The sequence below is a fragment of the Gilliamella sp. A7 genome (genome assembly GCF_002142015.1).
GTDB lineage: Bacteria > Pseudomonadota > Gammaproteobacteria > Enterobacterales > Orbaceae > Gilliamella > Gilliamella apis_A.
In genome coordinates this window covers 1-19,718 of record NZ_NASN01000002.1, presented here as the reverse complement: position 1 = coordinate 19,718, position 19,718 = coordinate 1, and the positions used below count along the sequence as shown (strand labels likewise).

Here is a 19,718-nt window from a genome sequence, read left to right as displayed (position 1 = left end):
ATTCATCATTAATCATTGCAAATCAACTAACAATTAAAAAGGCAAAAATAACAACTAAACTCCTTCACCCCATAAACAGAGTTGTTCAAGCGCGGGACCAACTTTTTCACCAAGTGGAGTTAGTTTATATAACACTTTAAGTGGTGGTTTTTGGCCATAAACACGGCGAATAATAAGCCCATCTTGTTCCAATTTTTTAAGTTGAATGCTTAATGTCATATCGGTAACTTCCGGAATCAATATCTTTAACTCACTAAATCGTTTTTCCCCTGAAAGTAAATAATAAAGGATTACACCTTTCCATTTTCCACCAATTAAATCCATTGCTAAACTTATTGGGCAATAATAAGTTTTATTGTTATAGCGTTTTGACGGCCGTTCTTCACCACTTTGCATACATATTCCTAACTATACTATCAAGTTTGATAGATATTGCTTAAAAAATATTTGTCAATAAACTAAATAGAGTAACTCAATTTTTTATAGTATAAAAACAAAGGAAATATTATGCCATTAATTATTTTAGCTCATCCTAATATTGAACAATCAACAGCCAATAAAACTATCGTTGAAACCTTACAAAATAAAGTTAAAGATCTTGAAGTTCGAAATATTCATCAACTTTATCCAAACTATCAAATTAATGTGCAAGAAGAACAAGCCGCATTGCTGAGACACGAGCTAATCATTTTACAATACCCGATGTATTGGTTTAATATGCCAGCGATCCTAAAATTATGGTTTGATGATGTATTTACCTATCAATTTGCCTATGGTTCAAAAGGCGATAAATTAAAAGATAAAAAATTACTAACCAGTTTAACTATCGGACAAGTTGAGAAAAATTATAGTGATTATGACGCTAATATAATCGATCATCTACATCAACCGGTAAAACTATCCGCACTTTATAGCCAAATGCAATACCTAACACCAGTTGTTTTATATGGGGTATCACCAGTAACCGCTGAGCCAAATGAAATAAAGGCCAAAGCAATACAACATAGTGAAAAATTAGTTGCAATGATTGAAAAATATAAGCAATAGAATAATGGTGATGATTTATATTTGCACAATAAATCATCAAACATTATTACTAATAACTATTCTTTCCTTAATACAGCATAGAAAAAACCATCGCCAGCCAATTCAGTCGGTAAAAACTGCCTAAGTTCTCCCTGCTGTTTGGCGTTGGGGGTTTGTTGTAAAAAACGGGCGATTTGTAACTTATTCTCCTCTGATAATACCGAGCAAGTGGCATAAACTAAAGTGCCACCTGTTTTTAAATAAGGCCAGATACGAGTCAAAATAGCATATTGTAGTTCAGTGAGCTGAGCGATATCGCTATCACGTCGTAACCATTTTATATCAGGATGACGACGAATAACCCCGGTAGCCGAACAAGGTGCATCAAGCAAGATGCGATCAAACTGATGCCCATCACACCACTTCTCAGGGGTTAAACCGTCACCAACTTTGACTTGTGCATGTTGTTTTAGGCGTGTTAAGTTTTCATCAATTCGTTTAACGCGGTTGGCATCAATATCTACAGCTAATACATTAGCTGCAGGCGCAAGTTCTAAAATATGAGTGGTTTTACCGCCAGGAGCGGCACACATATCTAAAATTTGCTCACCATTTTTAGGTGCTAATAGATAAGCCGCGTATTGTGCGGATAAATCTTGTACTGTTACCGCTCCTTCAGCAAAAAACGGTAGCTTAGTCACATTTACCGCCGTATTTAAGCGAATAGCACAAGGGATATCAGCAAAAGACTCGGAAGCAATTTGTTGTTTTTCAAGTAATTGTTGGTATTCACTAACCGAATAATGGTTAAGATTAACTCGTAACCACATAGGTGGTTTCTGATTATTCGCATTAACAATTGCTTGCCACTGCTCTGGATAAGCTGATTTTAAACGATTTAATAACCAACGAGGATGTAAGGTCTGACTAATTTGTTGTTTACTATCTTGCTGAAATTTTTGTTTTAATGATGCCTGTTGGCGTAAAAATTCACGTAAAACACCATTAATCACACCTTTTAATTGCGTTTTTTTTAAATCATTAACCGCACCAACTGTTTCACCTACAGCGGCATGTTCAGGAATTCGGGTATAAAGAATTTGGTACAATCCAGTTAGCAATAAGTAATGTAAAATTCTATTTTTCCCAGTTAAGACCTTGCTCATTAAGTTATGAATATAGAAATCCAGTTCTGGTAGTACTCGCATTACACCAAAACAGATCTCTTGCACTAATGCTTTGTCTTTATCAGCAACTTGATGATTAAAAGATGCTAAAGCCGTACTAAGTGATTGCCCTTCTTCAAGTACCGCAAAGATAGCTTTTGCACAAAGCGCACGAATATTTTGGTATGACTTTTTATTCATAACTAATAATAGCCTTAATTCTTTTGATTGTTTAAAGAATCAATGATCCCACCCATCCAGCAATAAATAACGGAATATTGAAATGGGTAAAAGTTGGAATAACACTGTCTCTAATATGGTCATGCTGTCCATCACTATTTAAACCAGCAGATGTGGCTAAAATAGTATCTGAAGGTGGTGAACCGGCATCACCGATAGCTCCTGATGCACCAATTAAACAAACTGTTGCAATTGGTGAAAATCCTAATTGAACGCATAACGGAACATAAATTGCCGCAATAATAGGAACAGTAGAAAATGACGAGCCAATTCCCAGCGTAATGACCAAACCAACTAACATCATCATGAAAGAGGCCACGACTTTGTTTCCAGCAAATAACGCTGCACTATTAATGACTAAAGGTTCTATTTCATGCGTCTGTTTTAATACTTCGGCAAACCCTTGCGCAGATATCATCACAAAACCAATCATTGCCATCATTTTGATACCATCGGTGAAGATTCCATCTGCTTCGCCCCATTTGATTGAACCTGAAACAATAAAGCAAATAAAACCAATTAACGCACCTAATATCATCGATCCAGTACAAAGTTGCACAGTGAAAGAAAGAACAATCGCTAATAATGAGATAATAAGTGAACGAGCACTTACATTACTAAACTGTTCGGCATGACTCTCTTCACGGATAAGTTCATACTGTCTCGGTTTACGATAACTGACAAAAATAGCCCATAGTAAACCAACAAACATACCAAAAGCAGGAATAGCCATAGCATGCATAACATTAACATGACTAACATCCATTCCTGACGAAATAATATTTTTTAACAAAATTTGATTTAGAAAGATATTACCGAATCCGACCGGTAAAAACATATATGGCGTAATCAAACCAAATGTCATAATACACGCAATCATTCGTCTATCTAGTTGTAATCTCGACATCACATATAAAAGTGGTGGAATTAAAAGCGGAATAAAGGCGATATGAATTGGAATAATATTCTGTGAGGAAATACTAACTAACCCGATAATAATAACTAATAACCATTTAATTCGTGTTTTGGCATCATTAGTAGTTAATTGTTTAATGGCTTTATCAGCTAATAATTCTGGTAATCCTGATTTAGAAATAGCCACGGCAAACGCACCTAACATAGCATAAGATAAGGCAATATTAGCCCCGTTACTAATACCTGTATTAAAAGCGTCTATGGTTTCTTTTAGGGTTAGATGACTGCATAAACCACCTGCAAATGCACCAATAATTAAGCTAATTACCACATGAACTCGGCAAAGCGAAAGCACTAACATTAAAATAACAGCAACAACAACTGCATTTACCGAGGAAAACAGCTCAAGAATAGTATTCATAAATAGATTCTTCGTAGCGAGATAAAGGTGGTTATTCTAGGCGATAGCTATTTAAAGTGCAATTGTTAGTATACGCTTACTCGCATAAAGCCTTTTTTAATCACCAATTAACTGACCATGTTAAAATGTGAATCAATAAAACAAATAATATTGTTATATCTTTAGGTTGTAGCACACTTGATCTCGTGTCATTATAAAAGCAATAACAAAACTGAGATTACAATTAAATAATTATCCTATTGAATTAAATAAGGTAAGGTCAATATTGCCAGCTTTTTGGCTAAACAAAATCAATAAACACAAACATCATGGTATATGATCAGTTTTGGACAAAATTTAGATTAGTTACGGAGAATTTCAAATGAGAAGTAATATTGATGGTCATTTTCTATTGATTGGTTTAATGGCTTATCCGATTCGTCATAGTTTGTCACCGCAAATGCAAAATACCATTTACTCTAAATTAAATATTCCATTTATTTATTTAGCATTTGAAGTTGATCAACCAAAGCTACCCGATGCAATAAAAGGTTTACGAGCGCTTGGGTTACGAGGTAGTGCTATTTCAATGCCCAATAAACAACTTGTTTGCCAATACCTTGATAAATTAACACCTGCGGTAGAAATGAGTGGGGCTTGTAATACCATTTCAAATGATAATGGCGTATTGACTGGTTATAACACTGATGGCATTGGCTATATGCGTATGCTAGCAGAAGCTGGCATTAATATGCTTGATAAAAAAATAACCATTCTCGGTGCCGGAGGTGCGGCAACCGCAATTGCCGTACAAGCAGCGCTTGATGGCGTAAAAGAAATTGCTATTTTTAATCAGAAAGATGAGTGCTATACAAAAATAGAATCGGTAATAAAAAAATTAAATGAACAGACAAAATGTAAAGTACATATTAACGATCTAGCTGATGAGAATGAGTTAAGAAAACAAATTGCTAATAGCGATGTACTTTGCAATGCCACTGGTGTGGGAATGAAACCATTAGAAGGACAAAGTTTAATTACCGATCCAGCAATGTTGCGATCAGATCTCGTTGTTACAGATTGTATTTATAGCCCACGCAAAACTAAGCTATTAGAAATGGCCGAACAACAAGGATGTAAAACACTCAATGGCATCGGTATGATGCTATGGCAAGGAGCGGCACAAATAAAAATTTGGACAGGCGAAGATGCACCAATTGATTATGTCAAAGAACAAATGGGATTTAATAATTAATTTTGTGGTGAACAGGAAATAAAATGAATATAGTAACAGTTAAACAGCTTGAGATAGGTAAAGGTACTCCGAAAATAATTGTGCCAATTATTGGAAAAACCGAAGATGAACTCATTGATGAAGTAAAGTTTTTACAATCTATTGATTTTGACGTTTTAGAATGGCGAGTTGACCACTTTACGCAAGTTGATAATATTGATGCAGTCAAATCCATAGCACAAAAAATAGCGACCTTATTGCCCAATAAACCAATTTTATTTACTTTCCGTACCGCAAATGAAGGTGGCGTAAAACCATGGCCATTAGATGCTTATATGCAACTAAATAAAGCAATGGCAAGCAGTGGCTTAGTTGATTTAATTGATGTTGAAGTCTTTATTGGCGATGACAATGTAAAAGAAATTATCGATATTGCGCATAAAAATAACGTATTCGTGGTAGCCTCAAACCATGACTTTGAAAAAACACCATCACAAGGTGATATTGTCTATCGATTAAGAAAAATGCAAGACTTAGGTGCAGATATTCCTAAAATTGCCGTGATGCCACAAAATACTAATGATGTATTAACATTACTTGCCGCAACCAGCGAAATGAATGAAAAATTTGCTACACAACCAATTATTACCATGTCAATGGCCGGTCTTGGTGCAATCAGCCGCATTGCAGGAACAACCTTTGGTTCAGCTATGACATTTGGTGCCGCCAAAAACGCCTCAGCCCCTGGTCAACTTGATGTTAAACAATTACGTTACATTTTGGATGTAATGTATCAAAGCAAAGCTTGATAATAAACCGATGCCATCACGATTTAAACTAGATTGTGATGGCTAGTTTTCATCCATTAATACAACCATTGTAACGACTAAATTTCAAAAAACTATATAGTTTTGCTATTAATATGCCTTTATAATGGGTTGCTATCGTCAATCTATAAATTAAAACAATCTAGCTGAAAGATTATGCAAATTTACTAACAGTTAAACAATAACACATATATACTTGGATTAATGTTTGTTGTTAAAAAGTAAAATAACAATATTAATTTGCAATTTATGATGCATCGATAATTCAGTCGATAAACGAATGGCTAACAATGATTTAACTATATAATTAGCCACAAACTATGAGGTTTATTTTTATGTTTTCTTGGTGGACAAAAATCTATTTTTCACTAATTCAGATCCCAGTTAAGCTTTTTGTTAAAAGTAAACCAATCCCTACCTCTCCCATTACTGAATTGGATCTCGATATCCATCGGCCAATTTTGTATGTACTTCCTTATAATTCACAAATTGACTTAATGGTAGTGAGATCACTGTGTCTTAAATATAATTTACCCGATCCTTTGTTAGGCATTGATATTAATGGTAATACTATTCCTGCTTACGTTTATATTGATAAAGGGCCAGGTATTTTTGCCTCCAAAAAACAAAAAAATAAATCAATTGAAATTTTAAGAGAATATATCTCAGCACATCAACAAAATGATGAACTTGATGTACAAATGTTACCAGTATCTGTTATGTTTGGGCGAAAACCGGATAAAGAAGGAAAAAAAACACCTTCACTACAAGTTTTAGGCGCGACGTATAAACTTTACAAAATATTAATGTCTGGCCGTGACTGTTACACTCGATTTTCTCGAACGGTATCATTTAAAAACATTAAGGTTGATGATAATCAAGATATCTCTGTTTTAGCCCATAAACTTGCTCGTGTCGCACGCATACACTTTGCCAAACAAAGGGCTGCCTCTGTTGGTCCAAAGTTACCAGTGCGTCAGGAGATGCTTAACAAACTACTAACTAATCCTGCCCTTGCCGAAGCTATACAAGAAGAAGCTAAAAGCAAAAAAATAGATCAGGATAAAGCCAAAAAGAATGCCTTATCACTACTTAACGAAATTGCGGCTAATTTTTCTTACCGTATGCTTAGAGTGACCGATTTAGTTCTGACTTGGGCGTGGAATAGACTTTATCAAGGTTTAAAAGTCACCAATGCTGATCCAGTTCGAGAATTAGCTGAAAATGGCCATGAAATTGTTTATGCACCATGTCATCGAAGTCATATGGATTACTTATTACTTTCTTATGTACTTTATCGACAAGGACTGGTGCCACCACATATTGCCGCAGGTATCAATTTAAACTTCTGGCCAGCCGGCCCTATTTTTAGACGTTTAGGAGCATTTTTTATTCGCCGTTCATTTAAAGGTAATAAACTTTATACCGCTGTATTTCGGGAGTATTTAGCTGAGTTATTTATCCGAGGTTATGCAGTCGAATATTTCATTGAGGGCGGTCGATCACGCACTGGTAGGTTACTTGATCCTAAAACAGGAATGTTAATGATGACAGTCCAGACATTATTGCGTGGTGATCATCGACCGATAACAATCGTTCCTGTTTATATAGGTTATGAACATGTTTTAGAAGTTGCCACTTATGCCAATGAACTTCGTGGCGCGAAAAAAGAAAAAGAGAGCTTGTGGCGTACAATTAAAGCATTTTTAAAATTGAAAAAATTAGGATTTGGTTATGTTAACTTTGGTGATCCTATCCCTTTAAATCAATTTTTAAATCAACAAATTCCCGATTGGCGAGATGCGATTGATCCAACAGGAACACAACGCCCTAGCTGGTTAACGCCCACAACTAATCTGCTGGCTACACAAATAATGGAACACATAAATTCATCTGCTGCAATTAATGCGATGAATTTATGTTGTTCAATATTGTTAGCTGCTGACCAATGTACATTGACTAAAGTAAAATTATTAGAAAATATTGATTATCTTTTAAAAATATTAAAAAACATTCCTTATTCCGACTTAATTACTATTCCGAATCAAACTGCCGAACAGATGTTTGAACACGCCAAAGAAATGGGCAAATTCGTCATTACCACAGATGAAGTTGGTGAAATGGTAGGCCTAACTTCCGATCAAGCAGTATTAATGACCTATTATCGTAATAACATCCAACATTTATTGATCATTCCAGCAATTGTCGCGCGAATTTTACTAAAAAATAACCGCATTTCGATCGATGAAGTACTGATGCAAGTCAAGCTACTGTTCCCGTTAATAAAATCAGAACTATTTTTATATCATAACGATGAACAGTTAACAGAATATGTTAATAAAATTATTATCACTTATGCAGAATTGAATCTAATCAGTTACACGCCGGATAAATTAACCTTGAACTACTTAAAAATGTCAGGATTACAGTTATTGGCATCATCCTCAAAAGACACATTACAACGCTATGTCATTGCATTTTCATTGTTGCAAAAAGATCCAACCATTAGCCGAGCAAGTCTAGAAAAAGAAGGCCGCTTAATAGCAGAACGTTTATCGATACTTCATGGTATTAATGCACCGGAATTTTTCGATAAAGGAGTCTTTTCAACATTAGTTGCCTCACTAAGAGAACAAGGTTATTTAGATGATAAAGGTGATGCTAATTTAGTGAAAATCGAAACCATGAATAAGATTCTTAAACCACTCATTACCACTCGTGTAATGCAAACCATCGATGAAATTAATCCAAAAGAATAAATTGGTTAAGGCTTACTTGATTATTATCAGTAAGCCGAATATACTGCATTTCTAACCTTAATTTAAACATTTCTTCATTTAACTAATTTTACCAACAATATATTTAATCTCGATAAAAATTTTAACCAACTAAATAACAAGCAAAATTATTGATATATGTCAAACTTTTGAAAATTTATCCCTTTATTTCCATTCAATTAAATATTATCATTACAATTAATAAGGATGTTTTTTAATACTAACATAACAAACTAAATAAAGTAATGTCAGCTTTTTAAGGAGTTCATATGCTATTTAACCGTAGGCAGTTCTTTAAGATCTGTGCTGGTGGCATGGCTGGAACCACAGTAGCTACGCTGGGTCTTGCCCCAAGCATAGCGCTTGCACAAACTCGCCAATATAAATTATTAAAATCAAAAGAGACGCGAAATAATTGTACATACTGCTCCGTTGGATGTGGAATGCTTCTTTATAGCCGAGGAGACGGAGCAAAAAATGCCGAATCATCTATTTTTCATATTGAAGGTGACCCTGACCATCCAGTTAGCCGTGGCTCTCTTTGTCCAAAAGGTGCCGGAGTACTTGATTATATTAAAAGCGAACAACGGGTTAAATATCCTGAATATCGTGCCCCTGGTTCTGATAAATGGCAACGGATTAGTTGGGACGAAGCAATTGATCGTATAGCCCGGCTAATGAAAGCTGACCGAGATAAAAACTTTCAAGAAAAAAATGCACAAGGTACAACAGTTAATCGCTGGACAACAACCGGCTGGTTGGTTACCTCAGCAGCAAGTAATGAAACGGGTTGGTTAGCGTTTAAAGTTGCTCGTTCATTAGGGATGTTAAGCCTTGAAACCCAAGCTAGGGTTTGTCATGGTCCTTCTGTTTCTAGCTTAGCTGCGACATTCGGTCGAGGCGCGATGACCAATAATTGGAATGATATCAAAAATGCTAATGTTGTTATCGTTATGGGGGGTAATGCAGCGGAAGCCCACCCTGTTGGATTTAAATGGGCTATTGAAGCTAAAATTACTAACGGTGCGGAACTGATTGCAATTGATCCACGTTTTCATCGAACTGCCTCCGTCGCCGATCATTATGTACCAATTCGTGCTGGTTCTGACATTGCTTTTTTACTTGGCATTATTAACTACCTTATCTCACATAACGAAGTCAACTTTGAATATCTGGTTACCCACTCTAATGCCAGTTTAATTGTCCGTGATGATTTTAACTTTGATACTAATAGTGGTTTGTTTAGTGGTTATGATGCCGCTAACCGCCAATACGATCAAACCAGCTGGGCATATCAAAAAGATGAAAATGGTTATGCATTAAGAGATAAAACACTAAGTCACCCACGTTGTGTATGGAATTTATTAAAACAACACGTTAGTCGTTATACACCAGAAGTGGTGAATCAAATAACCGGTAGTCCAATAGACGGTTTTTTACATGTTTGTCGATCTCTTGCTAGTACCAAAACCAACGATCGTGCAGCAACTTTCTTATATGCCTTAGGTTGGACTCAACATACTTATGGTTCACAAATTATTCGTACCGCGGCAATGATTCAATTGATTCTTGGTAATATTGGTGTCATGGGTGGAGGTATAAATGCACTTCGCGGTCACTCCAATATTCAAGGATTAACAGATGTTGGTTTACTGTCTAATCGTTTACCTGCTTATCTTGACTTACCAAAAGAATCGCAAACTTCACTTGAGCAATATCTGACAGAAAAAACCCCTAAACCACTCGGTCCAAATGAGGTCAATTTTTGGGGTAATTACCCGAAATTCTTTGTTAGCTTTATGAAAGCAATGTACGGCGAGAGTGCCACTCAAGATAACAATTGGGGGTTTGATTGGTTACCAAAATGGGATAAAACCTATGATGTTTTAAGATTCAGCAAAATGATGCGTGATGGTCAAGCTAACGGTTTTATTTGCCAAGGTTTCAACCCATTAGCAGCACTACCTGATAAAAATAGTATTCGTGATGGATTATCTAAGCTTAAATTTTTAGTTAGTATTGATCCAATGCCAACCGAAACCGCTGAGTTTTGGAAAAATCATGGCGAATCCAATGATGTTGATCCAAGCAAAATTCAAACAGAGGTATTTAGACTTCCTGCTAACTGCTTTGCTGAAGAAAACGGAACAATTGTTAACTCATCACGTTTATTACAATGGCACTGGGCAGCAGCAAGACCTCCTTATGAATCACTTTATGATCCAGAAATTATTGCCCGCATTTATCTAAGAATTAAAGAGCTTTATGAAGAAGAAGGTGGTGCTTATCACGAACCAATTAACAATTTAAGCTGGGATTATCTAGATCCAGAAGGTCCATCGGCTGAAGAACTAGCTAAAGAGTGTAATGGTCGAGCATTAACTAACTTAACTGATGATAATGGCAATATTATTTTGAAGAAAGGCCAACTATTAAGTGGTTTTTCACAATTAAAAGCTGACGGCTCCACCTCATCAGGGATCTGGATATTCTGTGGCTCTTGGACTGAACAAGGTAACCTAATGGCACGCCGAGATCCTAGTGATCCATCCGGTAAAGGTATCCATGCTGGCTGGGCATGGGCATGGCCAATGAATCGACGAGTGCTGTATAACCGCGCCTCTGCCGACGAAAATGGTAAACCATGGGATCCAAATCGAGTATTAATCAAGTGGAACGGTACAAATTGGGATGGTAATGATATCGCTGACTTTACAGGTACATTATCACCAAGCTCTGGTGCTGGTGCATTTATCATGAATAATGATGGTTTAGGTGGATTATTCTGCTTAAATCGTTTGGTTGATGGCCCATTCCCTGAACATTATGAGCCATTTGAAACACCAATTTCCAATAATCCAATGCATCCTAAACAGGTGAATAATCCTGTTGCTAGAGCATTTAAAGAAGATCTTGCTCGTTTGGGTAAAGCTGACGAGTTTCCTTATGTCGGCACAACTTATAGTATCACTGAACATTTCCATTTCTGGACTCAACATGCAAGACTAGCATCAATAACACAGCCAGAACAATTTATAGAATTAAGTGAAAATCTTGCCAATAAGAAAGGCATAAAATTAGGCGATACGGTAAAAGTTACCTCTTATCGAGGTTATATCAAAGCGAAAGCAGTTGTGACAAAACGTTTACCAACTTTGACTGTTGATGGTAAAGAGATCGAAACCATAGGAATTCCAATTGTATGGGGATTCACTGGGCAAACAAAAAAAGGCTTCTTGGTTAATGAATTAACACCTCATTTAGGTGATGCTAATTCACAAACACCAGAATATAAATCTTTTTTAGTTAATATCGAAAAAGTTACTACAGCGGCATAAGAAGGAGGATAAATTATGTCATTACAAACTCAAGATATTATTCGCCGCTCAGCAACTAACGCTTTAACCCCTGCACCTCGTGTACGAGATTATCAGCAGGAAGTTGCCAAGTTAATTGATGTAACTACTTGTATCGGTTGTAAAGCTTGCCAAGTCGCTTGTAGCGAATGGAATGACCTGCGTGCCGAAATAGGTAATAGCGTCGGTGTTTATGACAACCCTGCCGACTTAGAGCCTAAAGCATGGACCGTTATGCGCTATTCAGAAGTTGAAATTAATGGCAAATTTGAATGGCTTATTCGTAAAGATGGTTGTATGCACTGTTCTGATCCTGGCTGTCTAAAAGCATGTCCGTCTGAAGGGGCGATTATTCAATACGCTAATGGTATTGTTGATTTTCAATCGGAACACTGTATTGGATGTGGATATTGTGTGGCCGGCTGTCCATTTAATATTCCTAGAATTAGTAAAGAAGATAATCACTCTTATAAATGTACCTTATGTGTTGATCGCGTCGCAGTTGGCCAAGAGCCAGCCTGTGTAAAAACTTGCCCAACGGGAGCAATTCATTTTGGCACCAAACAAGATATGATTCGTCATGCCGAGCATCGAATTACTGATTTGAAAAAACGTGGATTTGAACACGCTGGTCTCTATAATCCAGAAGGTGTGGGTGGCACACATGTTATGTATGTTTTACATCATGCCGATCAACCTGAACTTTATCATGGCTTACCAAAAGACCCACAAATTAGTGAAATTGTTAAATTCTGGAAAGGTGCTTGGAAGCCACTATCAGCAGCTGCTTTTGTCGCTACTTTTGGTGGATTGCTGTTCCACTATATGGGTGTCGGTGCGATTGAAGTCGATGAAGAAGATATAGAACACGAAAAAGAAGCAGATAAACAAGCAAGAAAACGTTTAGGATTGCCTATTTTTGGCCGAAAAAATACGCCTAATTCGTCGCAAACGGAGGCTCATCATGAATAAAAAAGGAATGATATTAAGAACACCACTTATTGTACGTTTCTGTCATTGGTGTATGGTCTGTTTGTTTATTCTAACGGCACTATCTGGTTTGTCCCTGTTTTTTCCATCCATTAAGCTATTTGGATTATTTCTTGGTACACCACAACTAGTTAGAGCGTTGCATCCAATCATTGGTTGTGTCGTATTCGTTTTATTAATGTTTATGTTTATAAAACTCGCACATCATAATATTCCAAATAAAAATGATCTGTTATGGATTAAAAACTTTAAACACGTTATTATGGGTAAAGAAGAAGGTATTCCGATCGGTAAATATAATGTTGGTCAGAAATTTCTATTCTGGTGCATTATGAGTCTGATCTTTGTATTATTTGTCACAGGCTTAATTATGTGGCGTCGCTATGTTTCCGATTATTTCCCAATTCAAATAGTCCGTATTGCCATATTTTTACATTCTTTTGCAGCTATATGTCTTATTTTATTAGCCATTGGGCATGCTTATATGGCACTTTGGGTAAAAGGTTCAATAAAAGGTATGATAACTGGCTATGTTTCTCGAGCTTGGGCGCTTAAAAATCATTCATCATGGTACGAAGAAGAAATGAAAAAAGTTTATCAGCAAGAACTTAATGCCGAAAGTGAAACTAAGGTTGAACAATCACCGCAAACTGAGCAAAAACCTGCTTTATAAAGTGTAATAGTAGATCTGCTGATATTAATCAGCAGATTAGCTAAATGGCTAAATCAATTCTGGATAAAACCTCAAAGTGGTAATCAATAATGAGTATAAAAATCATTTCGCAAGAACAACTCGAACAACAAAATATAAGCTCAGTAATTAGGCAGATCCCATTGCTATTTTATCCATCAACAAAAACACTTTATATTCACCGCGCGGCACGTTTAAAAACTTTAGCCGAAAATAACCCATTAAGCGATTATTTACTATTTTGTGCAAAAATAGCAGAGCAACAAGCCAAATTAATTAACCAACAAAACACCATTGAAGCACCAAATTTACTCAATAATGACTTAGCGCCATTAAGTTTAGAGAATTTAGCATTAAATGATATTTGGCAAGATTATTTATCTGAACTATTAAATTCTTTTTCAGATACCAGTGAACAAATCGAAGCCGTAATTCAACGATTAAAACAAAATAATCCTGAACAACTGCAAGAAAAAGCGATTAGTTTACTACAAGGTAAATTTGATCTGGTCGAAGGCAACGAATCTATATTTATTTGGTCTGCATTATCGGTTTATTACAGTCAACTGGCTAATCAAATTAAAGGAAAAGCAGTCGCTGAAAATACTGATCAAAGTTGGCTATGCCCTGTTTGTAATAGCCTACCGGTTGCTAGTGTGATTCAACTTGGCGGTAATAATGGTTTAAGATACCTTCATTGTAGTTTGTGTGAAAGCGAATGGTATGTACCACGGATAAAATGTACTTGTTGCGATAATATGCAAGATATCCAATATTTCTCATTAGATAACGAAATGGCAGCAATAAAAACTGAATGTTGTGATGCCTGTCAAAGCTATTTGAAAATTTTAGATCAAGATAAAGATCCACACATAGAAGTTATTGCCGATGATGTTGCATCATTAATCTTAGATATAAAAACAGAAAAAGAAGGATTCGCAAAAAGTGGGATAAACCCTTTTGTTTTTGCACAAAAATAAAATTTCTCAATCTGGAACATTTTATCTTTTTATAATAATTAATTATAAAAATATTACTTAACATTTTAAATTATTAAGACTAGAATAGTATCACTGTACTAGTTTATGAGTTCTTGATAATGAGACGTTATTTATTATTGATAGTGATGTTAGTAATTACATCATTTTCCTGTTTAGCTGATACCATAAAAAATGTTGCGATAACCGCAATTGTTGAGCACCCGTCATTAGATCAAATCCGTGATGGGGTAAAAGATGAGTTAATCGCAAGTGGTTTTAAATTGAATGAAAACTTGCAGGTACAATATCGAAGTGCCCAAGGTAGCAGTGCTACAGCCGCACAAATTGCACGCCAATTTGTCGCAGCTAAACCTGATGTTATCGTCGCTATAGCTACACCAAGTGCCCAAGCAACGGTTGCCGCGACTAAACAAATCCCAGTCGTCTTTGCTGGAATTACCGATCCAATTGCAGCTAAATTAATCAAAAACTGGGAACCAACACATAACAATGTTACAGGTGTTTCAGATTATCAAGAAATAGGCCCTCAAATTGAGTTTATGAAGAAAATTGTACCTAATGTAAAAGCTGTAGGTTATATTTATAGTCCTAGTGAAATTAACTCAACTGTAGTGCTAAAAAACCTACAACAGCAACTTAGCCAACAAAATATATCATTAATCGCGGTACCTGCTCAACGTACCGCAGATATCTCAACTGCGGCTAATACACTTAAAGGAAAAGTTGATCTTATTTATACGACAACAGATAACAATGTTGTTTCGGCTTATGAATCATTAGTTAAATTTGCCAACGAAAATAAAATACCTCTGTTAGCATCATTCCCCGATGCAATTGAACGTGGTGCAGTTGCCGCTTATGGTATGAGTTATTACGATGTTGGCCGCCAATCAGGCAAACTTGTGGTAAGAGTTTTAAATGGTGAAGCACCAGGAGATATTACGCCAGAGATAGGTCAAGCATTACGTTTGGTGGTCAATATTGATGCAGCTAAGAAGCAAGGGATTGATTTATCAGCAGATGTTATCGAATCAGCCTATAAAGTTATCGGTCAAAAATAAATTCTTATCTCAAATAACCATCAAATGCCTTGCTCATTTCAATGAGCAAGGGTTTAAAAACCGCTTTCCGCAAAAATAACCTCTATCGTTTATTGGTAAATAACGTATTTATTTCTACAAAAATAGCACAAACTGTAACAAATAATTTACACATATACTTTCTTTTAACTATAGAAAATTGTCCGAATTTGCTTTATAGTAAGCAAATATTTAGATTGAATGTAAAATAAATATTACAGGAATAGCAAATGCGAAATTCAATATTCAAACTTTTTATGTTACTCAGTTTATCCGTAGTAACATTTTTTTCATCGGCAGATAACAAAACCGAACAGAAATTTGTTGCCATCACTGCTATTGTCGAACATCCAGCCTTAGACAATGTCCGTAAAGGTGTTGAAGATGAGTTAAAAGATAATGGCTATATTGCTGGTGAAAATCTAAAGTTACAATTTGCTAGTGCCCAAGGTAGCAGCGCTAATGCTGCACAAATAGCTAAACAATTTGTTGCCAATAAACCAGATGCTATCGTTGGAATTGCCACACCGAGTACTCAAGCGTTAGTTGCAACAACCAAATTGATCCCTATCGTTTTTACTGCGGTAACAGATCCGGTTGCGGCTAAATTGACGCCAAGTTGGGATGCATCTAAAACGAACGTAACCGGTATTTCCGATGCTTTACCACTAGAATCACAAATTGATATGATGTTAAAAATCAAACCTGATGCGAAAAATATCGGTTATGTCTACAGCCCAAGTGAAGTTAATTCAACAATTGTACTTAAACAATTACAAGTTGCACTTGAGAAACGAGGCATGAAAATCATCGCTGCACCAGCACAACGAACCTCTGATATTTCAACTGCAGCAAGAAGTTTAAAAGGAAAAGTTGATCTGATCTATACAACAACCGATAATAACGTCGTTTCGGCTTATGAAGCTTTAGCAAAAGTTGCCAATGAAAACAAAATTCCGCTAGTAGCATCTGATCCTGATTCAGCTGAACGAGGAGCGACTGCCGCTTTAGGAATGAGTTATTATGATCTTGGCCGTCAAGCTGGTAAAATTGTTATTCGAATCCTTAACGGTGAAAAACCTGGTGATATTGCACCACAGGTTGGAAATATTACACAACTAACAATTAATAAGAAAGCTGCTGAACGTCAAGGTGTAACGCTATCGGAAGAAATATTAAAATCAGCAGCAAAAGTTTTCGAAAAATAATTTAAACCGTTTTAATAACTAAACCGCCAAATTTGGCGGTTACTTTTTAGTGGATTTTTTCATGTCATTTGAATTTTTATTAGGCTCAATTGGAATAGGACTTATTTATGCATTAGTTAGTCTGGGGGTGTTTATCTCATTTAGATTACTTGATTTCCCAGATTTAACAGCTGATGCAAGTTTCCCACTTGGTGGTGCAGTATGTGGATTGTGTATGTACGTTGGTATTGATCCATGGATAGCAACATTTTTAGGTATGTTTGCTGGTTGTATTGCGGGTGCAATGACTGGAGTACTCTATGTTAAACTCAATATATTACAATTACTATCTAGTATTATTGTGATGATAGGTCTATATTCTATTAATTTAAGAATTTTAGGGATGGGTCCATATATTATGGACGAAACCCCAAGAATGGCAGGATCCCCTAATCTACCATTACTATATGCAAAAACTATTTTTTCACCATTTATGGCTGAAGATTACAGCAATCAATATCTAGTACAACCAATGATGATTTTAGCGTTTGTTGTGGTTTTTTTGCTGCTACTGAATTTATTTCTTAATACCCAAGTTGGATTGGCACTAAGAGCAACCGGTACTAATCAACGGATGGCAAAATCTCAAGGCATTCCAACAGGTGCAATCACTATTTTAGGGATGGCAATATCAAACGGATTAATCGCTCTAGGTGGTTCATTATTTGTGCAAACACAAGGTGGGGCTGATATCACTATTGGGGTTGGTACTATTGTTATCGGTCTTGCTTCAATCATTATCGGTGAAAGCATATTCCCAACAAAACGCATTTGGGCAGTTATGATTGCAGTTATTTTTGGTGCAATCTTATATCGGTTATTTATCGCTTTCGCACTGAGTAATGAATTCTTACAAAAAATTGGAGTAGGTACTGAAGATCTAAATCTTATTACAGCAATATTGGTTATATTGGCATTAGTATTACCAAAACAATTAAAGAAATATGCAAAAAGAAGAGGTAAGTAAGCATGATTAGGGTGGGACAATTACAATTGACGTTTAATCAAGGAACGCCAATTGAGAATCATGTATTACGTGGTTTGAATCTCAGTATCAGAAAAGGTGAATTTGTTACAATAATTGGTAGCAATGGTGCAGGAAAAAGCTCGTTGCTTAATGTTATTAGCGGTGATCTAATTGCTGATTCTGGCCTTATTATCATCGATAATAAAAATGTTACACGCTGGCCTGCTTGGAAAAGAGCCGGAATGGTGGCACGAGTATTCCAAGATCCTATGGTTGGAACTTGTGAAAACTTGACCATAGAAGAAAATTTAGCTATTGCTTACAATCGAGGCAATAATTTCACTTTACGACCAGCTTTAAATCGTAATCTGCGTGTTTTATTTAAAGAAAAATTAGCAACGCTAAATTTAGGTTTAGAAAATAGACTTTCAGATATGATAGGCTTGCTTTCTGGTGGACAAAGACAAGCCGTCAGCCTACTCATGTCAACTTTACGATCATCAAAGATATTATTACTTGATGAACACACAGCGGCTCTCGATCCAAAAACTGCCCAATTTGTTTTGGATCTAACGAATAAAATTGTTAAGAAAAACCAATTAACCACTATGATGGTGACTCATTCAATGAAACAAGCATTAGAATATGGCACTAGAACAGTGATGCTACATCAAGGACAAGTAGTACTTGATGTGTCAGGAGAACAACGAGATAAATTAACTGTCACAGATTTATTAGACATGTTTGAAAAAACTCGTGGTGAAAAAGTAACTGACGATGCCTTATTATTAGGTTAATAAATCAAGAAGCAATATTTATTAGCTAAATATTGCTTCTTAACCAACAAAATTAGTATAAATAATTTCATCATTTTTCTTGTAATTGTTGGCGAACATTCATTAAAGCAAATCCAAGCAAATTTTTTCCACGCCACATTAACGGATTATCAATATTAGGATCATCCTGGGACAAGCCAATCCCCCATATTTTATCAACTGGACTTGCTTCTACTAATATCCTTTGTTTGGTTGATAATATAAAATCAGTTAACTTTGGATTTTGTGAAAATTTAGCAAAATTACCATTTATGACTATATTTGAACAGTGCTCATCCCAAATATCTGGTATAAAGCCTTTCACTTGACGCCCTAACGCCTTTGCTAATCCCGGAGAATTAGCAGTAAGTATTTTTGATAATATTTGCTCATCACCAAATAATCTTGCTTTCTCAGCCATCATATAGTGTTCCGCGGTTGGATAGTAAATATTATCAACCTCAAAATGACTTGGATACCATTGGCTAAAACAACTCTTTGTTATGATAGAAGGTTGCTTTTCTACATGTCCCCAAAAGTATATATATTTGTATCGTTTACCACTTCTATATTGCTGGCGTAATTCTAATAGATCCATATAAATTCCTTATCATCACTAACGAATATGTTATATGTATATTCATCAATATACCAATATCGTATTAGTAAAAAATATTTTATTTTTTTAATAGAAAAGAACCATATCCATTCATATAGCTATTTATCCATTAAAAGCATTTAAGATTATGTATGATGTGTAAAAGAAATATAACGTTGTATTTTATAATAAGGTTGTGTATAGAAATTATTTAACTATTCTTAGAATGCAAAAAAGCCCAGCATTGCTGCTGGGCTCGTATATTTAAAAGTCTGGCGGCACCCTACTCTCACATGGGTAATACCCACACTACCATCGGCACTACGGCGTTTCACTTCTGAGTTCGGCATGGGGTCAGGTGGGACCACCGCGCTATTACCGCCAGACAT

Annotated in this window: 16 protein-coding genes and 1 rRNA gene; 12 read left to right on the top strand and 5 right to left on the bottom strand. The window is 35.8% G+C overall.

What is annotated here, in order from left to right; all coding sequences use genetic code 11:
* Positions 1 to 54 precede the first annotated feature (54 nt).
* Positions 55 to 396 carry a helix-turn-helix domain-containing protein gene (locus tag B6D18_RS00945; protein ID WP_086362729.1) on the bottom strand — a complete coding sequence of 114 codons (342 nt, stop codon included), beginning with the start codon at positions 394 to 396 and terminating at the stop codon, positions 55 to 57.
* Between the two features lie 111 nt (positions 397 to 507).
* Here B6D18_RS00945 and B6D18_RS00940 point away from each other — a divergent pair, with 111 nt between their 5' ends.
* Positions 508 to 1,047, top strand: coding sequence for an NAD(P)H-dependent oxidoreductase (locus B6D18_RS00940; protein ID WP_086362728.1), 540 nt, complete (start codon positions 508 to 510; stop codon positions 1,045 to 1,047).
* A 56-nt stretch (positions 1,048 to 1,103) separates the two neighbouring features.
* Here the strand turns inward: B6D18_RS00940 and rsmB are convergent, their stop codons facing one another.
* Together rsmB and B6D18_RS00930 are read right to left on the bottom strand one after the other, a co-directional pair.
* Complete coding sequence (gene rsmB / locus B6D18_RS00935; protein ID WP_086362727.1) at positions 1,104 to 2,393, bottom strand: 16S rRNA (cytosine(967)-C(5))-methyltransferase RsmB; 1,290 nt, start codon at positions 2,391 to 2,393, stop codon at positions 1,104 to 1,106.
* A gap of 31 nt (positions 2,394 to 2,424) precedes the next feature.
* Positions 2,425 to 3,768: a Na+/H+ antiporter family protein gene (locus B6D18_RS00930; protein ID WP_086362726.1), complete on the bottom strand. Its 1,344-nt coding sequence runs from the start codon at positions 3,766 to 3,768 to the stop codon at positions 2,425 to 2,427.
* A 361-nt stretch (positions 3,769 to 4,129) separates the two neighbouring features.
* Here B6D18_RS00930 and B6D18_RS00925 point away from each other — a divergent pair, with 361 nt between their 5' ends.
* The 11 genes from B6D18_RS00925 (at position 4,130) to B6D18_RS00875 (ending at position 18,713) form a co-directional block, all read left to right on the top strand.
* On the top strand, positions 4,130 to 5,002 hold the full coding sequence (locus B6D18_RS00925) for a shikimate dehydrogenase (RefSeq protein ID WP_086362725.1): 873 nt from the start codon (positions 4,130 to 4,132) through the stop codon (positions 5,000 to 5,002).
* A gap of 23 nt (positions 5,003 to 5,025) precedes the next feature.
* On the top strand, positions 5,026 to 5,790 hold the full coding sequence (gene aroD, locus B6D18_RS00920; protein WP_086362724.1) for a type I 3-dehydroquinate dehydratase: 765 nt from the start codon (positions 5,026 to 5,028) through the stop codon (positions 5,788 to 5,790).
* A 353-nt stretch (positions 5,791 to 6,143) separates the two neighbouring features.
* Entirely contained in the window at positions 6,144 to 8,567 is a 2,424-nt protein-coding gene (gene plsB / locus B6D18_RS00915) for a glycerol-3-phosphate 1-O-acyltransferase PlsB (RefSeq protein WP_086362723.1), read from the top strand.
* A 287-nt stretch (positions 8,568 to 8,854) separates the two neighbouring features.
* Positions 8,855 to 11,923, top strand: a complete 3,069-nt coding sequence (gene fdnG / locus B6D18_RS00910) for a formate dehydrogenase-N subunit alpha (protein ID WP_086362722.1) — start codon at positions 8,855 to 8,857, stop codon at positions 11,921 to 11,923.
* A gap of 15 nt (positions 11,924 to 11,938) precedes the next feature.
* The gene (fdxH, locus tag B6D18_RS00905) at positions 11,939 to 12,913 is read left to right on the top strand and encodes a formate dehydrogenase subunit beta (protein ID WP_086358780.1); all 975 of its coding nucleotides are present in this window, start codon (positions 11,939 to 11,941) and stop codon (positions 12,911 to 12,913) included.
* On the top strand, positions 12,906 to 13,604 hold the full coding sequence (locus B6D18_RS00900; RefSeq protein ID WP_086362721.1) for a formate dehydrogenase subunit gamma: 699 nt from the start codon (positions 12,906 to 12,908) through the stop codon (positions 13,602 to 13,604). The genes fdxH and B6D18_RS00900 overlap by 8 nt, the downstream gene beginning before the upstream one ends.
* Before the next feature lie 89 nt (positions 13,605 to 13,693).
* Positions 13,694 to 14,602 carry a formate dehydrogenase accessory protein FdhE gene (gene fdhE / locus B6D18_RS00895; protein WP_086362720.1) on the top strand — a complete coding sequence of 303 codons (909 nt, stop codon included), beginning with the start codon at positions 13,694 to 13,696 and terminating at the stop codon, positions 14,600 to 14,602.
* 119 nt (positions 14,603 to 14,721) lie between these two features.
* The gene (locus B6D18_RS00890) at positions 14,722 to 15,684 is read left to right on the top strand and encodes an ABC transporter substrate-binding protein (RefSeq protein ID WP_086362719.1); all 963 of its coding nucleotides are present in this window, start codon (positions 14,722 to 14,724) and stop codon (positions 15,682 to 15,684) included.
* A 248-nt stretch (positions 15,685 to 15,932) separates the two neighbouring features.
* A complete protein-coding gene (locus B6D18_RS00885) occupies positions 15,933 to 16,910 on the top strand; it encodes an ABC transporter substrate-binding protein (RefSeq protein ID WP_086362718.1) in 978 nt (325 codons plus the stop codon).
* A 61-nt stretch (positions 16,911 to 16,971) separates the two neighbouring features.
* Positions 16,972 to 17,916, top strand: coding sequence for an ABC transporter permease (locus B6D18_RS00880; protein ID WP_086362717.1), 945 nt, complete (start codon positions 16,972 to 16,974; stop codon positions 17,914 to 17,916).
* 2 nt (positions 17,917 to 17,918) lie between these two features.
* Entirely contained in the window at positions 17,919 to 18,713 is a 795-nt protein-coding gene (locus B6D18_RS00875) for an ABC transporter ATP-binding protein (protein WP_086362716.1), read from the top strand.
* Between the two features lie 70 nt (positions 18,714 to 18,783).
* Here B6D18_RS00875 and B6D18_RS00870 read toward each other — a convergent pair whose 3' ends face one another.
* Positions 18,784 to 19,329 (bottom strand): NADAR family protein, encoded by a 546-nt coding sequence (locus tag B6D18_RS00870; protein ID WP_086362715.1) that lies wholly within the window; start codon positions 19,327 to 19,329, stop codon positions 18,784 to 18,786.
* 270 nt (positions 19,330 to 19,599) lie between these two features.
* A 5S ribosomal RNA gene (gene rrf / locus B6D18_RS00865) occupies positions 19,600 to 19,715 on the bottom strand.
* Positions 19,716 to 19,718: the final 3 nt, after the last annotated feature.